Genomic DNA, 16,313 nt, shown 5'->3' with positions numbered 1-16,313 from the left:
GCGGCGCCGACCCTTACTGCTGGGCCGCCATGCCGCGGATTTCACGCCACAACGGTTCGTTGAGACTGACAGCAGCACCGGTACGCGCGTCCTTCATGAAGGCCGCCAGCACGTCCTCGCCGAGGCCCAGCTTGAGATCGTCGGCCAGCGCCTTGGTCTCGTTGCTTGCGGCGTTGAAGGGCGGCGTATTGACCTTGGTCACTTCGATGATGCGGGCCGACTTGCCGCCGGGCTCAAGCGCCCAGGTGAGGCTGTTCGCCGGCGAGGCGAAGAGCGCCATCACCGACAGGCTGTCGAAGGTCTCCTGCGGTTCGGTGCGCTTGACGCCCGTTACCGTCTGGATGGTGGCACCCGTTTCGCCCGCAAGAGTGTCGAGCTTGGTGGTATTGCCAGCCTTGTCGATCATCGCCTTGGCCTTGGCGGTAGCCAGTTCACGAAGCTTCGAGGCGACGTAGTCCTTGGTCACCTGTGCCTTCACGTCTTCAAGCGGACGCAGGGCCGAGGGAATGACCTCGCGCACTTCGTACCAGATGTAACCGTCCTGCAGGGTGAGGGCATCGTTCTCGATGCCGACATCGCTGCCGAAAGCGGCTTTCAGCAATTCGGTCTTGGAGGGCATGTCCACATCCTTGCCGTCCTTGTCCTTTCCGGCGGCGCTCACCGCTGGAACAAGGGTGAAGGGAATGCCGGCCTTGGCGGCGATGTCCTCGAACTTGGTCTGTCCGGCGCGGGCATCTTCCACCGCGTCGTAGATCGACTGGATCTCGTCCTTCGCCTTGTCGAGCTTGAGGCGGCTGGCGACATCGTCGCGCACATCGGCAAGCTGCTTCTGCACCTCGGGCGTCACCTTCACGACCTTGAGAAGAGCGGTGGTGAGATCACCCGAGACCGGCGCGCTCACCTGGCCTTCGGCAAGCGAGAAGGCGGCTTCGGCGATCTTCGGATCAAGAAAATCATCCTTGGTCTTGTGGGCGAAGGTGATGTCGCTTTCCTTCGCGCCCATCTCGGTGGCGATCTTCATGAAGTCCTCGCCGCCATCGATGCGCTTCTTGGCGGCCTCGGCCTTGGCCACATCGGGGAAGCCGAGCTGCAGGATGGTGCGCTTTTCCGGCGTGAAGTAGTCGGCCTTGCGCTGCTCGAAGGAGGCGGCGATTTCCTCGTCCGTCACCTGCACCTTGCTGGCCACATCGGCGGGCTCCACCTTCATCGCGGCAATGGTCCGGTATTCGGGTGCGGTGTAGGCGGCAGGCGTCGCCTCATACTGCTTCTTCAGGTCGGCATCGCTCGCGGCCGGCACGTCGCTCTCATTCACGACGACCGAGAAGTAGCGGGCATCGCGGGTTTCATCGCGATAGCGCGCCATGGCCTCGGTGAGAGTGCGGGGCAGGGTGGTGCCCGAAGCGCCGAGGTCGGTCAGGGCGCGGCGCAGCCGGTTCTTGCGCTCGTTGGCGAGGAAGGTTGCTTCATCGAGGCCGTTCTGTCGGAGAAGCTGGCGGAAGCGGTTCTGGTCGAAGTTGCCCTTGCCGTCCTGGAAGGTCGGGTTCGCGGCAACATCGGCGACGATCGCCTGGTCAGAAACAAAAAGCTTCAGGTCTTCCGCACGGGCATCGAGCACTGCGCCGTCGATGATCCGGTCCAGCACCTGCTGGTCAAGGCCGAGGCGGCGGGCATCGTCGACGGTGAGGGCATTGCCCGTCTGGGCGGCAATCCGCTGCAGGTCGTTGTTGAGGTCCTTGCGGAACTGCTCGCTCGAAACCACCACGTCGCCGATCTTCACAAGGTCCTGCGGGCCGAAGCCGGTCCAGCGGGCAAAGGCATCCCCCATGCCCGAGCCGACGTCACGAATGCCCCAGATGGCGAAGCTCGCCACCAGCAGGCCCATCAGCACTTTGGCAACCCAGCTCTTTGCGGCGTTGCGGAACGTCTCAAGCATTCTTTTCAAACCCTTCGGAAGAGGAAGGGCCCGGTCCAGAACCGGGCCCAAATCATGAGGCTCTAGCATAGGTGCCCATCTTTGCCCTCGCAAGCGCGAGATTGTGGTGCTAGGAACCGCCTAAAGCATTGAAGGGGATGATGATGTCCGAGACTGCGATCCGGCCTTTGGTAGCCGGGAACTGGAAGATGAACGGCACCACGGCGGCCCTCCGGGAGCCGCGTCTTTTGGGGGCCATGCTGAAGGGCGTGAAACTGAAATGCGACGTGCTCGTCTGCCCGCCTGCCACCATCCTCCGCCGGGCCAAGGCAGTGATGAAGGGCGGCAAGATCAAGGTCGGCGGGCAGGATTGCCATGCCGCGGCCTCCGGCGCCCACACCGGCGACATCTCGGCCGAGATGCTGAAGGACGCCGGTGCCTCCATGGTGATCGTCGGACACTCCGAGCGCCGCACCAACCACAAGGAAACCGACGCCATGGTGCAGGCCAAGGCGGCCGCTGCCCATCGCGCCGGCCTCGTCGCCATCATCTGCATCGGCGAGACGCTGGATGAGCGCAAGGGCGGCAAGACGCTCGAGGTGCTCTCCACCCAGCTCAAGGGCTCGATCCCTGCAGGCGCGAATTCCGCCAACACCGTCATCGCCTACGAGCCCGTCTGGGCGATCGGCACCGGCCTCACGCCCACTACGGGCGAAGTGGCGGAAGCCCACACTCACATCCGCGGCGACATCGCCAAGATCATGGGCACCGAGGGCCTGCATACCCGCATCCTCTACGGCGGCTCGGTCAAGCCCTCGAACGCGACCGAACTCATGGGTGCTCCGAACGTCAACGGCGCACTGGTTGGCGGCGCGTCCCTCAAGGCCTCGGATTTCATCGGAATCATAAAGACTTACATGTAACTCCGGAAGTGTTTTATGAGCACCGAACTGCCCACCCTGACGAAGCGGAAACTGCAGGCCGAAGTGATCGGCCCGATCTTCGCCGAGATGGTGGCGGAGTTCGGACAGGAGAAAGCGGCGGAGATTCTCGACCGCGCCATCCGCAAGGCGGCGATCAACGAGGGCAAGGCCTTCGCGGCCCGCGCCCCCGGCGGCAAGCCGTCCATGGAAGACTTCATCAAGCTCTTCGAATTGTGGACGACGGGCGGCGCGCTCGAGATCGATGTGCTGCAGGCGACCGACAAGGCTTTCGACTTCAACGTCACCCGCTGCCGCTATGCCGAGACCTACAAGGAGATGGGCCTCGGCAAGATCGGCCATCTTCTCTCCTGCAACCGCGACGGCAGCTTCTGCGAGGGCTATGACCCGCGCCTCAGGCTGGAGCGCAAGCAGACCATCATGGAAGGCCACAAATGCTGCACCTTCCGCTACTCCCTTGAGGAATAGCGGAGTCCAGGCCGGGGACTTGCCGCCGGGTTGCCTCGCCCCCAATTAGGGGCTAAAGGCCCGCCAACCTCATTTTACCGGACACGATCGATGCAAACCGTTCTCCTCGTCATTCACCTGTTTGTGGCCCTTGCCCTCATTGGCGTCATCCTCCTGCAGCGGTCGGAAGGCGGCGCGCTCGGCATCGGCGGCGGCAACAGCAATGCCGGCAGCATCTTCTCGGCCCGCGGCGTCGGCAATGCGCTGACCCGGGCGACGGCCTTCCTCGCCATCGCCTTCTTCGCCACCTCGATCGGCCTCACGGTTCTGGCGACCCGCGGCAAGGTTGGCGGCTCGGCCTTCGACACGGCGCCCGTGACCCAGCAGCAGAACGGCAACGCCCCGGCGCCCGCAGCGCCGGCAGACGGCAACTCAAATGCCCTGCCGAACCTCGGCGGACAGCAGCAGCCTGCCGTTCCGACCAACAATTAAAATGGGTGTTGTGAAACACTTAATCGTTTCACGGTCATCCACATCCAAAACGGCACAAGGAGATTCCGCGCTTCGAATCGGAAGGGCGGCGGGTTAGGATTGAGTCCCATGGCGCGATATATTTTCATCACCGGCGGCGTGGTCTCATCACTTGGAAAAGGTCTTGCTTCAGCGGCACTTGGTGCGCTTCTGCAAGCGCGTGGATTCAAGGTCAGGCTGCGCAAACTCGATCCCTATCTGAACGTCGATCCGGGGACGATGAGTCCCTACCAGCACGGCGAAGTCTTCGTCACCGACGATGGCGCCGAGACCGACCTCGATCTCGGCCACTATGAGCGCTTCACCGGACGCCACGCCAACAAGGGCGACAACATCACCACCGGCAAGATCTACCAGGACATCATCACCAAGGAACGCCGCGGTGATTACCTCGGCGGAACCGTGCAGGTGATTCCGCACGTCACTGACGCCATCAAGGATTTCGTCCGCACCGACAGCGAAGGCTTCGACTTCGTTCTCGTGGAAGTGGGCGGCACGGTGGGCGATATCGAAGGCCTGCCGTTCTTCGAGGCGATCCGCCAGTTCGGGCAGGAGAACCCACGCGGCAGCTGCATCTATATTCATCTGACTCTGCTGCCGTGGATCCCCACCGCAGGCGAACTCAAGACCAAGCCGACACAGCACTCGGTGAAGGAACTGCGCTCGATCGGCATCCAGCCCGACATTCTGCTCTGCCGCGCCGACCGGGAAATCCCGGTGAACGAGCGCCGCAAGATCGCGCTCTTCTGTAACGTCAGGCCCTCCGCCGTCATCCAGGCGCTCGACGTCTCCAACATCTATGACGTGCCGCGCGCCTATCACGCTGAAGGCCTCGACCAGGAGGTGCTGGACGCCTTCGGCATCACCGATGCGCCGCAGCCCGACCTTGGCCGCTGGAACGACATCATGAACCGCATCACCCACCCGGAAGGGGAGGTGACCATCGCGGTCGTCGGCAAGTACACGGGCCTACTCGACGCCTACAAGTCGCTGAAGGAAGCTCTCGTGCATGGCGGCATCGCCAACCGGGTGAAGGTCAATCTCGAATGGATCGAGAGCGAGGTCTTCGAGAAGGAAGACCCTGCACCCTATCTCGAGGATGTCGACGGCATTCTCGTGCCCGGCGGCTTCGGCGAACGCGGCTCGGAAGGCAAGATCCACGCGGTCACCTGGGCCCGCACGCGCAAGATTCCCTATTTCGGCATCTGCTTTGGAATGCAGATGGCCTGCATCGAGGCCGCCCGCAATCTCTGCGGCATCAAGGATGCGAGCTCGACCGAGTTCGGCGATACCAAGCAGCCCGTGGTCGGCACCATGAAAGAATGGATGAAAGGCAACGAGCTTGAGATCCGCAAGGCGGGCGGTGATCTTGGCGGCACCATGCGGCTTGGCGCCTATGACGCCACGCTGGCCAAGGACAGCCACATCGCCCAGATCTACGACAGCACCACGATCTCCGAACGCCACCGCCACCGCTATGAAGTGAACACCGCCTACCGCAAGCAGCTTGAGGATGCGGGCCTTGTCTTCGCCGGCATGTCGCCCGACGGCCTGCTCCCCGAAACGGTGGAATACAAGGACCACCCCTGGTTCATCGGCGTGCAGTATCACCCCGAACTGAAGTCGAAGCCGTTCGATCCGCATCCGCTGTTCTCGTCGTTCATCGCGGCAGCCGTGGTGCAAAGCCGCCTGGTGTGACGCCGGTGCTGCGGGCGCTGTCAGCACTCCTTGCTGTCCTGCTGCTCGCCCTTGCCGCAGCGCTGCCGGCGCAGGCCTTTGACGACACCGACAGGGCCCGGATCGAGACGGCGATCACCGCGCATCGCAATACCCTTTCCGGAATTGTTCAGGGCATCGACCCCAACAACATCACGGCCGATGCCATCACCCAGAGCCGCAACGCGCTTGTGAAGCTCAAGGGGGATGCGGACACCTCGGCGCGTGAACTGGATCAGCCGCAGGCCGACGTGGCCGCACAGATCACCCAGCTCGGACCGCCGCCGCAGGATGGCACGCCCGAAGCCGCCACCATCGCCGAGCAGCGCAAGACCCTGAACGACAGGGCGGCACAATATCTGGCGCTCCGCAAGCAGCTCGAACTTGTGGGCGTCGAGGCAGACCAGCAGCTTTCGCGGCTGAGTTCTATCGAGCGCGACCAGTTCTTCAACCGGGTCTTCGCCTATGAGCGCTCGGCCCTTGATCCGCGGCTGTGGTGGGCGGGCCTGACGGCAGGCGGGCAGTTCGTGCTGCGCACCGGCAATCTTCTCTCCCAGTGGTGGGGCAGGGTTTCGCCGGAAGCAAATTTTGCGGTGCTCGGCTTCGTTGCGGTGACGCTGGCCTTCGCCTTCTTCCTCATTTCCAAGGTCAGCAGCCTGTTCCGCGGCATTCTCTCGCCCAGCCTTGCGGAGGGAGGCGGTGACCCCAGTGCGGCAAGCCAGGTGCGACGCCTGTGGCACGGCATCTTCAACTATACCCGTTGGGTGATCGGCACGGTGACCGGGCTCGTGGTGCTGATGATCGGCTTTGATTCCGCAGGGCTGCTGACGCCGCAGTTCCGGCTTATCGTCAACGGCTTCATCGAGGTGATCGGCCTCGTCTGCGTCTATGGCGGCGCTGCCTACATGATCTGCCAGCCCACCCGGCCCGAGGCCCGGCTGGTGGCAGTCGATTCCACCGCCGCCCGCAGCCTTGTCGTGATCACGGCGCTCGCGTCCTTCATCTACAGTGCGGGAACGGCGCTGACCAATATCGCGACCGATCTCTCGATCCCCGTCACTTTCGCGGTCTTCCTCTCGGCCCTCAGCGCGCTCACGCTCGTGCTCCTCATTGCCCTTGCGATGATCATCATCCGGACCGAGGCCAAGAAAGGCCTCGGCGAGAGCGACACCACATACTTCCTCATCTGGATCCTGAAGTTCACGCCGCTCATCTGGATCCTGCTTGCGGTCTCGCTCATTGCGCTTGTCTTCGGCTTCATCGCGCTTTCGCTCTTCATCGCCGGCAACATTCTTGAAAGCGCCATGCTGGCGGTGATCCTCGGCGTTCTGCATGCCTTCGCCCATGCGATTGCGGATGCAGCGGGCGATCCCAACACCCGCACCGGCCAGAAGTTCCAGCGCATCACCTCCTGGTCGGAGGAGGGCACGCGCCGCGCCATTCTCGTTTTCCGCACCGTGGTCGACATCGGCGTGTCGCTGGCGGCCATCCTCGGCCTCGGGGCCCTGTGGGCAGTTTCACTGGTGGACTTTGCCACCCTGGTGCGCGGCGCGGCCAGCGGCTTCCAGATCGGCAACATCTCGATCAGCCCCGGGTCACTGCTCGCGGCTCTCGTGATCCTCCTCCTCGGCATCGCCATCACCCGCTATGTCACCTCGTGGCTGCAGGGCCGGGTGCTTTCGGCGACGAAGCTCGACAAGGGCGCGCAGGACTCGATCCGCATGACCGCCGGCTATGCCGGCTATTTCATTGCCGCGGCGATTGCCCTTTCCGCAGCGGGCGTGAACTTCTCGAACCTCGCGCTGATCGCCGGTGCCCTCGGCCTTGGTATCGGTCTCGGCTTCCAACAGATCGTCACCAATTTCGTCTCCGGCCTGATCCTGCTGGCCGAGCGCCCCATCCGCATCGGCGACTGGGTGGTGACCTCGGTGGGCGAAGGGATCGTCAAGCGGATCAATGTCCGCGCCACCGAAGTCGAAACCTTCGACCGCAGCTCGATCATCATTCCCAATTCCAACTTCATCAACAACCCGGTGGTGAACTGGACGCTGCGCGACACCATCGGCCATTTCTCCGTGCCGGTGTCGGTGAGCTACGATGCCGATCCCGACATGGTGGTGAAGACCCTGCTGGAGATTGCTGGCGCCCATCCGAAGCTCATGCGTCATCCCGGACCCGACGTTACACTCGTGAAGCTGACGCCCCAAGGCATGGACTTCGCGCTTGGAGGGCAACTCCGCAATGTTCTGGACAGCGGTACTGTCACCAGTGAATTGCGGATGGAAATCGTGCGCCGCCTCGGCAAGAAGTTCCTTCACATTCCATCAGGGCAGGGCGCCAAGGCAACAAAATGAACGACGACATCTACCAGCGCTACACCGAGATGACGGGGCTCGAATTCCTGCGCGAACTCATTGCCCGCGGCGATGCCTCGCCCATGGGGCAGCTGATGAACCTGCGCGTGGTGGACGTGTCGGAGGGCCGCGCCGTGGTGGAAGGCATTCCGGATGCCCGCTTCTACAACACCATGCGGCGCATGCACGGCGGTTTCGCTGCCACCCTGATCGACACGGGGCTCGGCTGCGCCGTCATGTCAAAGCTCGGCAAGGGCGTGGGTTATGGAACCATCGAGCTCAAGGTCAATTTCGTCCGCAAGATCGACGTGGAGACGGGGCCTGTGATCTGCACGGCCACGGTGCTGCATGCCGGGCGCACCATGCTGACGGCGGAATGCAAGGTGACGGACAAGGCAGGCCAGCTTTGCGCCCACGGCTCCGGCACTTTCCTCGTTTATCCCAAGCAGGGGTAACGACCGCTGTCACAGCTTGTGGCGTTCGTGCCCCACCGGTTCAGCGTGGGCCACCACGCGGGCAACATTGTCCACCGCCTCCATCAGCCTGACCTCGATCCGGTCCACCACGTCGTGCACGGCCTGAACCGGAGTCTCTGGGGCAAAGCGGCAGTGATAGTGCACGAACAGGCCTTCTTCCGTGGCGCGGATGCGGATGTTGTGGAGATCGCTGAGCTGCTTCTCCTTCTTCGCCAGCTTCTCGAGCGCGGCCATGATCTCGGTGCGCACCCGGGCCGGCGCCTCCTGCCCATGCAGCAGCGCCGGGGGCCGCGGTTCGATATGGCTCTCCACCTCGACATTGCCGCCGAGGCCGTCGCGGATCGCTTCTTCCAGCGCCGTGGCCTGGGCGTGAGCCTGCGCGAGGGAGGTGTCGCCGTCGACCTCGAAGTCGAAGCTCACGGCCAGCCGCTCATCAGTAACCTGGATGGTGACATGATGAATGGCGGCATCATGGGCAGTGGCGATGTGCATGATCTTGTCGTGCGCCGTCTCGTCGTCGATCTCCACCGGGTTGGTGGAGACGTTCACGTCTGCCGAAGGGTGCTGCTTCAGGATCTCGCGCACCACCTCCTGCTTGATCTCGACGATGCGCGAGACGTGAAGCGTGCGGGCAACGTCAATGGTGAGTTCGGCGAAGAGCACGGGGCCCGCGGGCCTTGCCCGGACGGCTGAGACAGAAAGCACGCCATCCACCTCCTGCGCGATGTTCGACAGGCTGAGGGCCAGACCTGCGGGTGCTGCGTCAAGCAGTGTGGCCAGCGTGCGTCGGCCCAAGCCGTAGGCCGCATGCGCCACGAACACGGCGACCACGAGGGCCGCAGCAGGGTCCGCCCAGGCGTAGCCAGCATAGCTGAGGCCGAGGCCCGCGAGCACGGCGCAGGAACTCCACATGTCGGCGCGGAAGTGCAGAGCATCGGCCGCAAGCGCATCGCTCTGCGTCTTGTCGGCGGTCTTCTGCAGCGCATTCGAGCGGTTGAAATCGATGATGATGGAGCCCACCACGACGGCGATGATCCACCAGCTGATCTCGACGTCGTGGCCACCCTTCGTCAGGCGAAGCAGGGCCTCGTAGACGATCCAGCCGGTGACACCGAAGAGCATGGCGGTCTCGATCAGCGCCGCGACGCTTTCCATCTTGGCATGGCCGAAGGGATGGTCCTCGTCGGCCGGGCGTTCGGCATAGCGGATCGCGAAGAAGGTGACCGCGGTCGCCACGAAATCCAGCGTGCTGTGGAAGGCTTCCGACAAGAGACCGAGAGATCCGGAGACGAATGCTGCCACGAACTTCGCCGAGGCCAAAAGAAAGCTGGCCAGCAGGGACCACGCCGCAACCGTGGTCTTCTCGCCCGTGTGGCTTTCGTTATGATGGCTACCGCTCACAAAATCCCCTTATATTACCGTGAGTTGAAATGACGTGTGCAACCTCTAGATGCTTTAAAATAGAAGTTGTGCGTATATGTTCCGGCGACGTCCCAATCGGCAGAACAATGGCGTCTCCACACTCTCCATCACAAGCCCAAACCACTCTCCGCAGCAGTCCCCAGGAAGCGGCACAGTACATCGCCGACATGGTGATGGAACTGCGGAATCTCGCGAAGGCCGAGAAGCTTCATGCCCTGCGCGAATATCTCGAGGTTGCCTATTACGAAGCCTTCATGCAGGCGCACAAGACCGAAGTGCCACCGGGTGAACAGGAATATCTCGAACAGCTGGCGCAAGACGTGCGCCGTTCGGAAGCGCCGTGAGTTTCAATCGGCGGTGTCGTCTGCGCTCACCCGCTGCTTCACCTCGCGCTCGCGGAAGAAGATGTAGAGGCCGGCGCAGACGATGAAGCCCGCCCCGATCCAGGTGGGCGTGTCCGGCAACTGCCCCCAGATGAGGAAGCCGAAGAGCGTGGCCCACACCAGTGAGGTATAGGAGAAGGGCGCAACCACGCTGGCGGGCGCATAGCGGAAGGCGCGGATGATGAAGAAATGTCCGAGCGCGCCGGCAAAGCCGCTCCCCACCATCAGGCACCAGCCGAAGAGATCCGGTGTCTGCCAATGGGCCGGCAGCAGGATGCTGGAAACGAGCGCGCCACCCGCCGCAGTGAAGAGCAGGCTTGTCAGCGGATCGTCGAAGCGCACCTGCCGGGTGGCGATCTGGTAGGAGGCATTGGTGAAGGCGGCGGCGAGCAGGAACAACACGCCCGTGGCGAAGCTTGCTTCCAGCGATTCCCACGGCCGCACCACGATCAACGCGCCCATGAAGCCCACCGCGATGCCCAGCCAGCGCCGCAACCCCACCTTCTCGCCCAGCACGGCAATCGACATCATGGTGACGATGATCGGCGTCAGGAACATGATGGTGGTGGCGGTGGCGAGCGGCAGGCGGCTGACGCCCGCATTGAAGAGGCCTGTCGTGGTCATGAGCAGCACGGTGCGGGTGAGCTGCACGCCTGGCACTGAACTGCGCGCCAGCTCCGGCAGGCGCCGCCCGCAGATGAGGGCGGCGAAGACGCTGGCGAAGAAGAACCGCGCCCACGTGACCTGCACCAGCGAATAGTGCTCGAGCGAATACTTCATGATGGTATCGAGCGAGATGAAGCACACCATCGTCGCCATCATGTAGAGGATGCCCCGGACGCGATTGTCCTGCAGCACGGGTGCTGCCGGCTTTACCTGGTCAGGATGGAGGTCGGGGGCTTCGGAGGTCATCGCCAGCGGGCTAGCGGAGGCACAGGCGCAAGGCCAGTGCTGGTTCGCCGGGGCCCCCTGCACAGGCTTGCATGGCAGCGGCTTCAGGGAAGCTTGCCGCCCAGCTCGTCCTCCACGTGCGCCATGATGATCTCGTCAAAGGTGTTCTCGGAGGAGAAGCCCAGGTCGCGGGCACGCTTGGCGTTGAAGTTCTGGGGCCAGCCCGAAACGATGCGGCGGATGGTGTCGTCAGGCTGACGTTTGATCAGCGCCGTCACCTTCTTGCCGGCGATGCGCTCGAGGGCGGCGATCTGCTCGGCCACGGTGCAGGAGAGACCAGGAAGGGTGAGCGCCCGGCGGTTGCCAAGGGCTGCACCTCCCATTTCCGCCGCCTGCACCAGGAAGCCCACCGCGGCCCGTGGCGAGGCGTGCCAGTGGCGCACCGTGTCATCCACGGGCAACACGGCCTCCATGCCGTTCAGGGGTTCACGGATGATGTTGGAAAAGAATCCGGAGGCCGCCTTGTTCGGCTTGCCGGGGCGCACGCAAACGGTCGGCATGCGGAGCGACATGCCATCGACGAAGCCCTTTCGCGAATAGTCGGAGATGAGCAGTTCGCAGATCGCCTTCTGTGTGCCGTAGGAGGTGAGAGGCGCGGTGAGGAATTCGTCACCGATCGCATCCGGAAACGGCGCGCCGAAAACGGCAATCGACGAGGTGAAGACGAGCCGCGGTACCGGGTTCGCCGCTGCCTTGCGAATGGCTTCGAGAAGATTGCGCGTGCCGTCGAGATTGACGCGATAGCCCTTCTCGAAATCCGCTTCGGCCTCGCCAGAGACGATGGCGGCGAGATGGAAAATCAGGTCCGGCTTCCACGCGACGAGCTTCTCGGCCTCGCCCGTGTCGGAGAGATCACCGAGATGGGTTTCGACTGCGAAGCCTGCGGCGGGCGGCGGCGGCGCCAGCACCACGTCGTGGCGGAGCAAGGCGCTGATCTTGGCCTTGCCGATCACGCCGTCACGGGCCAGCCGAAGCGCCAGCTTGTGGCCCAGCATTCCCGCCGCGCCGATGATTGCAACTCTCATGTCTTGATCTCCCATTCTTGCAGGCATCAAACCGCAGCGGCCCAAGCCCGACAAGGCGGTTTAACGTAAGGTGAGCCATTCGGCGAAGGAGTTACGCGAATCAATGACTTGGGTTAGGGAGGTTCACTGAAACTCTGGCGCGACGTTGTTGCACGGTTGCAAAAACCGGACGTCAGGGAGGGGGAACTGCAATGGAACGGCACATGCAGACGGCTTCCGGTGACCAGCAGGCAATCGACGTCCTTGGCACCGCCCTGATGAGGGCGACAGGGGTGATTTCGGCACTCACCGCATGCCAGGACCAGGCGAAAGGAAATTTTGCCTTGAGCGGCCCCTTCGTGCTGCAGGCGATTGCGGCGCTCGAGGGCTTCGTGAACGATGCCCGCAACGCCTTCTTCGATCTCTATGCACGGGGTGAGCAGGCCGCGAGCAAGACAGCCACTCGTGCCGAACCGCAGCCGGCCTTCCAGCCATTGGTTGAGCCCGCGGACCCGTCACTGTTCGTGATGGGTGACCAGGCAGGCTCCGCCGGCGTGCTGCCGGATTTCTACGAGATCCGCCGCCGTGAGTCCGCCCAGCCTGCCGCGGCACATGGAGATTATCCGTCCACGGATGAAATCGCCCACACCTACGAAGCGCTGCTGCGCAAGGTGACGGCGGCAGAGGTGTTTGCCGCGGGGCAGGGGATGGGCGAGGATGAGCGCAACAACCCGCTTCTGCCGCTGCTGAAGAGCCTGCGCAGCGACCTCGAACGGATTCGTGCGGCCTGAGCGCCGAGGAGAGCGGGTGAGTCGGGGCGGCCGAGCGCCTTGACGGTTCTGAATGTCATTCAGATTTCACTAAACCAGCCTGCTGAATGCCTCTATTCTAAAATCGTGCATTTGGGTGATCGAAACAACCGAAACGTGTATTTAACTGCGTTTCTGTCGCGGAAATGGCGTGAACAGAATTCAACTTCACAGAAAACATTGAGTTTCATACAGTTTTGTTCAGGTCTAAGCTGACCGCGGTTTCCGTCAAACGGTTTTCAGAGATGGAAATCACACAAACAACAAGTCACCGGGGGCAAAGGTGGCGAACAGAAAGAATGTAACAATTGGGGAGTTGTTGCTTTGAATAATACCGTCGTCACACTCGACGAGATCGCCGGTGCCCTTCACAAGGGACGCGACGAAGTGGTCTCGATGATGCAGGCGCTGCAAGCGCTCGGGTTTCCGAAACCCGTTCATGGTGAGTCCTTTCCCCTTCCTCAGGTCCTGGACTGGCTGGTCGCCCAGCAGGAAATGAATCTCGCCCTCGTGACCATGCTCTCCCAAAAACTGGAATGACCCTTCGTTCGCGTGCAGCTGCCCGCGTTCAGATGAAGGTGTAACACCCCGGTGCGATGCCGGGGCTTAACCGCTTGTTAACCGTGCGGTCAGCCGGTGTGACGTCATGGCAGGGGACTTGCAGCGTCCCGGACCAGACGAGACATCAGGAGTAGTCCCATGGTCGGCAGAGCGAATGTATTGAACCCGAAGACGGTCCGCGGCAGTTTCCAACCCGGTGCGGTTTCTTCGCGCCGCCGCAGCGACGTCGCACGCCCCGAAGCGATGAGCGGCCCGGGAGATGAAATTCTGCTGCAGCTCCGCAATCTTCTGCTCGGCAGTGCCCAGCAGGAAAGCGAAGCGCAGTATGGCGCGCTCGTTGACAAGCTCGAGAGCCACGCCACGCAGAATGCCGACAGGATGCAGGCCCTTGAGGGCCGCCTGAAGTCTGCCGCCGCCGCAACGGCCGGCCTCCGCAACGATTATGACGCCCTCGACAGCACTTTCAACCGCTTCATCGAGGCGGCCGGCCGCGAGCGCGAGGAACTGCGCACCACCTTCATCCAGGCGATGGAGGATCTCGAGGCGGAAATGGACAGCAAGGTCGAAGCCCTCACCAAGTCGGTATGGACCAAAATGCAACAATCTGCGTCAGTTTCGGACCGCGCCTTCAAGGAACTGGCCGAAGAGGCCGACATGCTGAAGCGCGAAATCGTGGAGCACAGCCGCACGGTTAACGCCTCGACCGACAAGATCTTCGAACAGCGCATCGCCCAGTGGCGCGCAGAGATCGACGATGACCGCGCCGACGACATGCGCAAGGTGGCATCCGCCCTTCTTGATCTCGGCACGATGATCGACCCCACGCACCGCAAGCGCTGATAACCGCTGCACCTCAAGGATCACCACACGGCCCCTGCCAGTCAGAGGCCGTTTTCGTTTGAGGACGCGGGATGCACGGCCGATTGGCCGCAGAACGATCACTGCGGGAAACCGGGAACCCGGAATGCAGTCCTGCGTTGAGGGAGGTGCAAAGGCCCGGACAGCGGGCCGCGATGTAACACGTTCAGGGACACACCATGACCACCAAAGCCACCGGCGGCATCGACCGCGCGCAGCTTGCCGCGCTGCTGAATGAAGATCTCTCCCGCGAGTATCAGGCCATTATTGCCTACGTTATCTACTCCCAAGCCCTGAAGGGCGCGAAGTACATGCCCATTGCGGACCAGCTCCAGACCCATGCAGCAGAAGAACTGAAGCACGCGCTCACCATCGCACGGCAGATCGATTACCTCGGTGGCATGCCGACAGCGACGGTGAAGCCCGTGAAGCTCACCGAGAATTCCGAGGAGATGCTGCGGGCGGACCTGCAGAACGAGGTTGATACGATCAAGGCCTACCGCGAGCGCATCAAGCAATGCGAGGCGCTGGGCGAATTTGCGATTGCCGAACACATCCGCGAAATCCTGCTGGACGAGCAGGACCATCTCATCGATCTGGCGACAGCCCTGGGCGAGAATGCACCGGACCTGACGAAATAAGGCGCGGAACCTGTTGCGCTGCCTGCCGTTCCCATCAGGACAGAGATGGAGAATGGCAATGACCTATGCGCACATGGAACGGAGCGCCGTCGACGGCTTCACGGGCATCAACCTGACCGGGCAGGAGGTCCTGGCTTTCGTCGTGGCAACGATCATGGCCTTGGGGCCCTTGACCGCCTATGCGCTCGGGTTGGGTGCTTAGGGCGCCCCTCGGACAGACCGGGACTCACGCCGGCGGAAGACACGGATTTGCTTGGTAAGCTCGGGCCAAGGCCGGTCTGCAAATCTGAAATCATGAAAATCAATGTTCCGTCTGGCCCGATCCGGTGCGTGCCATGCTGATGCATGTCCGGCTGATGTTTGCGGCAGTGGTTGCTCTCGCAGCAATGGCGGGAAATGCCGCGTCAGGCGATGTACCACGCACGTCGTCGAAGGCCGGCGTGTTCGGCCACATTTCCACAAGCTACCTTCTCAAGGACCCGGCAGAGTCCTGGAAGCTCGATACCGGCTACACGGAAGCCGGGTTGGGCGACGGTTTTATCGGCGATGGCAGACTGGGATATCGCTGGTCGGACTGGGATGTTGCCGTGGGAGGGCAGGTCGCAGATCTTTCACGGGGTGATGCATCGCATGATCTGTTTTCGGACTTTTACCTGAGCGCCAACCATTTTGCGCTCGATGGTGAAATCGGGCACAGGGTGGTGCTTGGAGCTGCTGATGTCCGGACCCATTTCGGGCTGCGCTATGCAGAATGGGCCCATGAGGTGTCTTTCCCGGGCCTGGGAGGGCTCGTTCGACACGACTTCCGTGGTTTGGGTCCGCGGCTGGGCATCAGTACTGTGACGCCCGTATCGGACAATCTCTCCTTGGAATTCGACGTAGCGGCCTCGCTGCTGTTCGGAAAGAACAGGACCCAGTCCATCTCGTTCTGGAATTGCAGCGACTGCACGACCGAACACGTAACGGCCGTCAATCTTGAAGGATCGGCCGGCATCGGTCTCGATCTCGGTCAATCAGTGCATGCCGTGGCCGGTTGGCAAGGACAGTATTGGGGAGACGTCAATGTCGCCATTACAGACGAAAGCGGCCTCGGTGAAAACGTGAGCAGCAGCGGCCATTTCATGACAGGTCCGTCTCTCAGGTTCGCGTTCTAGCAACTTGCCTGAGCGCACGCACGTCAGTGCCATTCCATGAAAGCTTGGCGGAGGGGGAGGGAGCAAAACTAAGGAAATAAGGTATTGCAAGGACTCCATAAATGTGGAGCGCAAGAAGTTATGTCCTAGCTGATGTCCTAGTTGCTGCGGCTA

The 16,313-nt window shown here is 62.5% G+C and carries 17 protein-coding genes; 13 read left to right on the top strand and 4 right to left on the bottom strand.

What is annotated here, in order from left to right; all coding sequences use genetic code 11:
* Nucleotides 1-13: 13 nt before the first annotated feature.
* The gene (locus QM801_RS08155; RefSeq protein ID WP_415018715.1) at nucleotides 14-1,933 is read right to left on the bottom strand and encodes a SurA N-terminal domain-containing protein; all 1,920 of its coding nucleotides are present in this window, start codon (nucleotides 1,931-1,933) and stop codon (nucleotides 14-16) included.
* A 137-nt stretch (nucleotides 1,934-2,070) separates the two neighbouring features.
* On the opposite strand from QM801_RS08155, the gene tpiA reads away from it, so the two are divergent.
* The 6 genes from tpiA to QM801_RS08125 all read left to right on the top strand — a co-directional run bounded on the left by tpiA (nucleotide 2,071) and on the right by QM801_RS08125 (nucleotide 8,356).
* On the top strand, nucleotides 2,071-2,835 hold the full coding sequence (gene tpiA, locus QM801_RS08150) for a triose-phosphate isomerase (protein ID WP_415018714.1): 765 nt from the start codon (nucleotides 2,071-2,073) through the stop codon (nucleotides 2,833-2,835).
* Nucleotides 2,836-2,850: 15 nt separating this feature from the next.
* The gene (locus QM801_RS08145; RefSeq protein WP_415018713.1) at nucleotides 2,851-3,321 is read left to right on the top strand and encodes an L-2-amino-thiazoline-4-carboxylic acid hydrolase; all 471 of its coding nucleotides are present in this window, start codon (nucleotides 2,851-2,853) and stop codon (nucleotides 3,319-3,321) included.
* Nucleotides 3,322-3,411: 90 nt separating this feature from the next.
* Entirely contained in the window at nucleotides 3,412-3,792 is a 381-nt protein-coding gene (secG, locus tag QM801_RS08140; protein ID WP_415018712.1) for a preprotein translocase subunit SecG, read from the top strand.
* Nucleotides 3,793-3,900: 108 nt separating this feature from the next.
* Entirely contained in the window at nucleotides 3,901-5,529 is a 1,629-nt protein-coding gene (locus QM801_RS08135) for a CTP synthase (protein WP_415018711.1), read from the top strand.
* Nucleotides 5,526-7,901, top strand: coding sequence for a mechanosensitive ion channel domain-containing protein (locus QM801_RS08130; RefSeq protein ID WP_415018710.1), 2,376 nt, complete (start codon nucleotides 5,526-5,528; stop codon nucleotides 7,899-7,901). The genes QM801_RS08135 and QM801_RS08130 overlap by 4 nt, the downstream gene beginning before the upstream one ends.
* Entirely contained in the window at nucleotides 7,898-8,356 is a 459-nt protein-coding gene (locus QM801_RS08125) for a PaaI family thioesterase (RefSeq protein WP_415018709.1), read from the top strand. Before QM801_RS08130 ends, QM801_RS08125 begins: the two co-directional genes overlap by 4 nt.
* 9 nt (nucleotides 8,357-8,365) lie before the next feature.
* Here the strand turns inward: QM801_RS08125 and QM801_RS08120 are convergent, their stop codons facing one another.
* Nucleotides 8,366-9,778: a cation diffusion facilitator family transporter gene (locus tag QM801_RS08120; protein WP_415018708.1), complete on the bottom strand. Its 1,413-nt coding sequence runs from the start codon at nucleotides 9,776-9,778 to the stop codon at nucleotides 8,366-8,368.
* A gap of 107 nt (nucleotides 9,779-9,885) precedes the next feature.
* Between QM801_RS08120 and QM801_RS08115 the strand changes: the two genes are divergently transcribed.
* Nucleotides 9,886-10,143: a hypothetical protein gene (locus tag QM801_RS08115; protein ID WP_415018707.1), complete on the top strand. Its 258-nt coding sequence runs from the start codon at nucleotides 9,886-9,888 to the stop codon at nucleotides 10,141-10,143.
* Nucleotides 10,144-10,146: 3 nt separating this feature from the next.
* Here QM801_RS08115 and QM801_RS08110 read toward each other — a convergent pair whose 3' ends face one another.
* Together QM801_RS08110 and denD are read right to left on the bottom strand one after the other, a co-directional pair.
* Entirely contained in the window at nucleotides 10,147-11,094 is a 948-nt protein-coding gene (locus QM801_RS08110; RefSeq protein WP_415018706.1) for a DMT family transporter, read from the bottom strand.
* Between the two features lie 83 nt (nucleotides 11,095-11,177).
* Entirely contained in the window at nucleotides 11,178-12,158 is a 981-nt protein-coding gene (denD, locus tag QM801_RS08105; protein WP_415018705.1) for a D-erythronate dehydrogenase, read from the bottom strand.
* Nucleotides 12,159-12,361: 203 nt separating this feature from the next.
* Here denD and QM801_RS08100 point away from each other — a divergent pair, with 203 nt between their 5' ends.
* The 6 genes from QM801_RS08100 (at nucleotide 12,362) to QM801_RS08075 (ending at nucleotide 16,160) form a co-directional block, all read left to right on the top strand.
* Nucleotides 12,362-12,928: a hypothetical protein gene (locus tag QM801_RS08100; RefSeq protein ID WP_415018704.1), complete on the top strand. Its 567-nt coding sequence runs from the start codon at nucleotides 12,362-12,364 to the stop codon at nucleotides 12,926-12,928.
* 342 nt (nucleotides 12,929-13,270) lie between these two features.
* On the top strand, nucleotides 13,271-13,486 hold the full coding sequence (locus QM801_RS08095) for a hypothetical protein (RefSeq protein ID WP_415018703.1): 216 nt from the start codon (nucleotides 13,271-13,273) through the stop codon (nucleotides 13,484-13,486).
* A gap of 159 nt (nucleotides 13,487-13,645) precedes the next feature.
* Entirely contained in the window at nucleotides 13,646-14,347 is a 702-nt protein-coding gene (locus tag QM801_RS08090; RefSeq protein WP_415018702.1) for a hypothetical protein, read from the top strand.
* Nucleotides 14,348-14,544: 197 nt separating this feature from the next.
* The gene (locus QM801_RS08085) at nucleotides 14,545-15,006 is read left to right on the top strand and encodes a ferritin-like domain-containing protein (RefSeq protein ID WP_415018701.1); all 462 of its coding nucleotides are present in this window, start codon (nucleotides 14,545-14,547) and stop codon (nucleotides 15,004-15,006) included.
* Nucleotides 15,007-15,058: 52 nt separating this feature from the next.
* The gene (locus QM801_RS08080; protein WP_415018700.1) at nucleotides 15,059-15,208 is read left to right on the top strand and encodes a hypothetical protein; all 150 of its coding nucleotides are present in this window, start codon (nucleotides 15,059-15,061) and stop codon (nucleotides 15,206-15,208) included.
* 133 nt (nucleotides 15,209-15,341) lie between these two features.
* Nucleotides 15,342-16,160 carry an Lpg1974 family pore-forming outer membrane protein gene (locus QM801_RS08075; RefSeq protein ID WP_415018699.1) on the top strand — a complete coding sequence of 273 codons (819 nt, stop codon included), beginning with the start codon at nucleotides 15,342-15,344 and terminating at the stop codon, nucleotides 16,158-16,160.
* Nucleotides 16,161-16,313 lie beyond the last annotated feature (153 nt).

Source organism: Aestuariivirga sp., assembly GCF_047600585.1.
Lineage (GTDB): Bacteria > Pseudomonadota > Alphaproteobacteria > Rhizobiales > Aestuariivirgaceae > Aestuariivirga.
This window is presented reverse-complemented; position numbering and strand designations above follow the sequence as displayed.

What these genes read in the sequence shown, in the direction of transcription:
- QM801_RS08100 (WP_415018704.1), top strand. Translation starts at nt 12,362, where the DNA reads ATGCAGACGGCTTCCGGTGACCAGCAGGCAATCGACGTCCTTGGCACC.
- QM801_RS08135 (WP_415018711.1), top strand. Translation starts at nt 3,901, where the DNA reads ATGGCGCGATATATTTTCATCACCGGCGGCGTGGTCTCATCACTTGGA.
- QM801_RS08090 (WP_415018702.1), top strand. Translation starts at nt 13,646, where the DNA reads ATGGTCGGCAGAGCGAATGTATTGAACCCGAAGACGGTCCGCGGCAGT.
- QM801_RS08155 (WP_415018715.1), bottom strand. Translation starts at nt 1,933, where the DNA reads ATGCTTGAGACGTTCCGCAACGCCGCAAAGAGCTGGGTTGCCAAAGTG.
- QM801_RS08145 (WP_415018713.1), top strand. Translation starts at nt 2,851, where the DNA reads ATGAGCACCGAACTGCCCACCCTGACGAAGCGGAAACTGCAGGCCGAA.
- QM801_RS08125 (WP_415018709.1), top strand. Translation starts at nt 7,898, where the DNA reads ATGAACGACGACATCTACCAGCGCTACACCGAGATGACGGGGCTCGAA.
- tpiA (WP_415018714.1), top strand. Translation starts at nt 2,071, where the DNA reads ATGATGATGTCCGAGACTGCGATCCGGCCTTTGGTAGCCGGGAACTGG.
- denD (WP_415018705.1), bottom strand. Translation starts at nt 12,158, where the DNA reads ATGAGAGTTGCAATCATCGGCGCGGCGGGAATGCTGGGCCACAAGCTG.
- QM801_RS08085 (WP_415018701.1), top strand. Translation starts at nt 14,545, where the DNA reads ATGACCACCAAAGCCACCGGCGGCATCGACCGCGCGCAGCTTGCCGCG.
- secG (WP_415018712.1), top strand. Translation starts at nt 3,412, where the DNA reads ATGCAAACCGTTCTCCTCGTCATTCACCTGTTTGTGGCCCTTGCCCTC.
- QM801_RS08115 (WP_415018707.1), top strand. Translation starts at nt 9,886, where the DNA reads ATGGCGTCTCCACACTCTCCATCACAAGCCCAAACCACTCTCCGCAGC.
- QM801_RS08080 (WP_415018700.1), top strand. Translation starts at nt 15,059, where the DNA reads ATGGCAATGACCTATGCGCACATGGAACGGAGCGCCGTCGACGGCTTC.
- QM801_RS08075 (WP_415018699.1), top strand. Translation starts at nt 15,342, where the DNA reads ATGCTGATGCATGTCCGGCTGATGTTTGCGGCAGTGGTTGCTCTCGCA.
- QM801_RS08110 (WP_415018706.1), bottom strand. Translation starts at nt 11,094, where the DNA reads ATGACCTCCGAAGCCCCCGACCTCCATCCTGACCAGGTAAAGCCGGCA.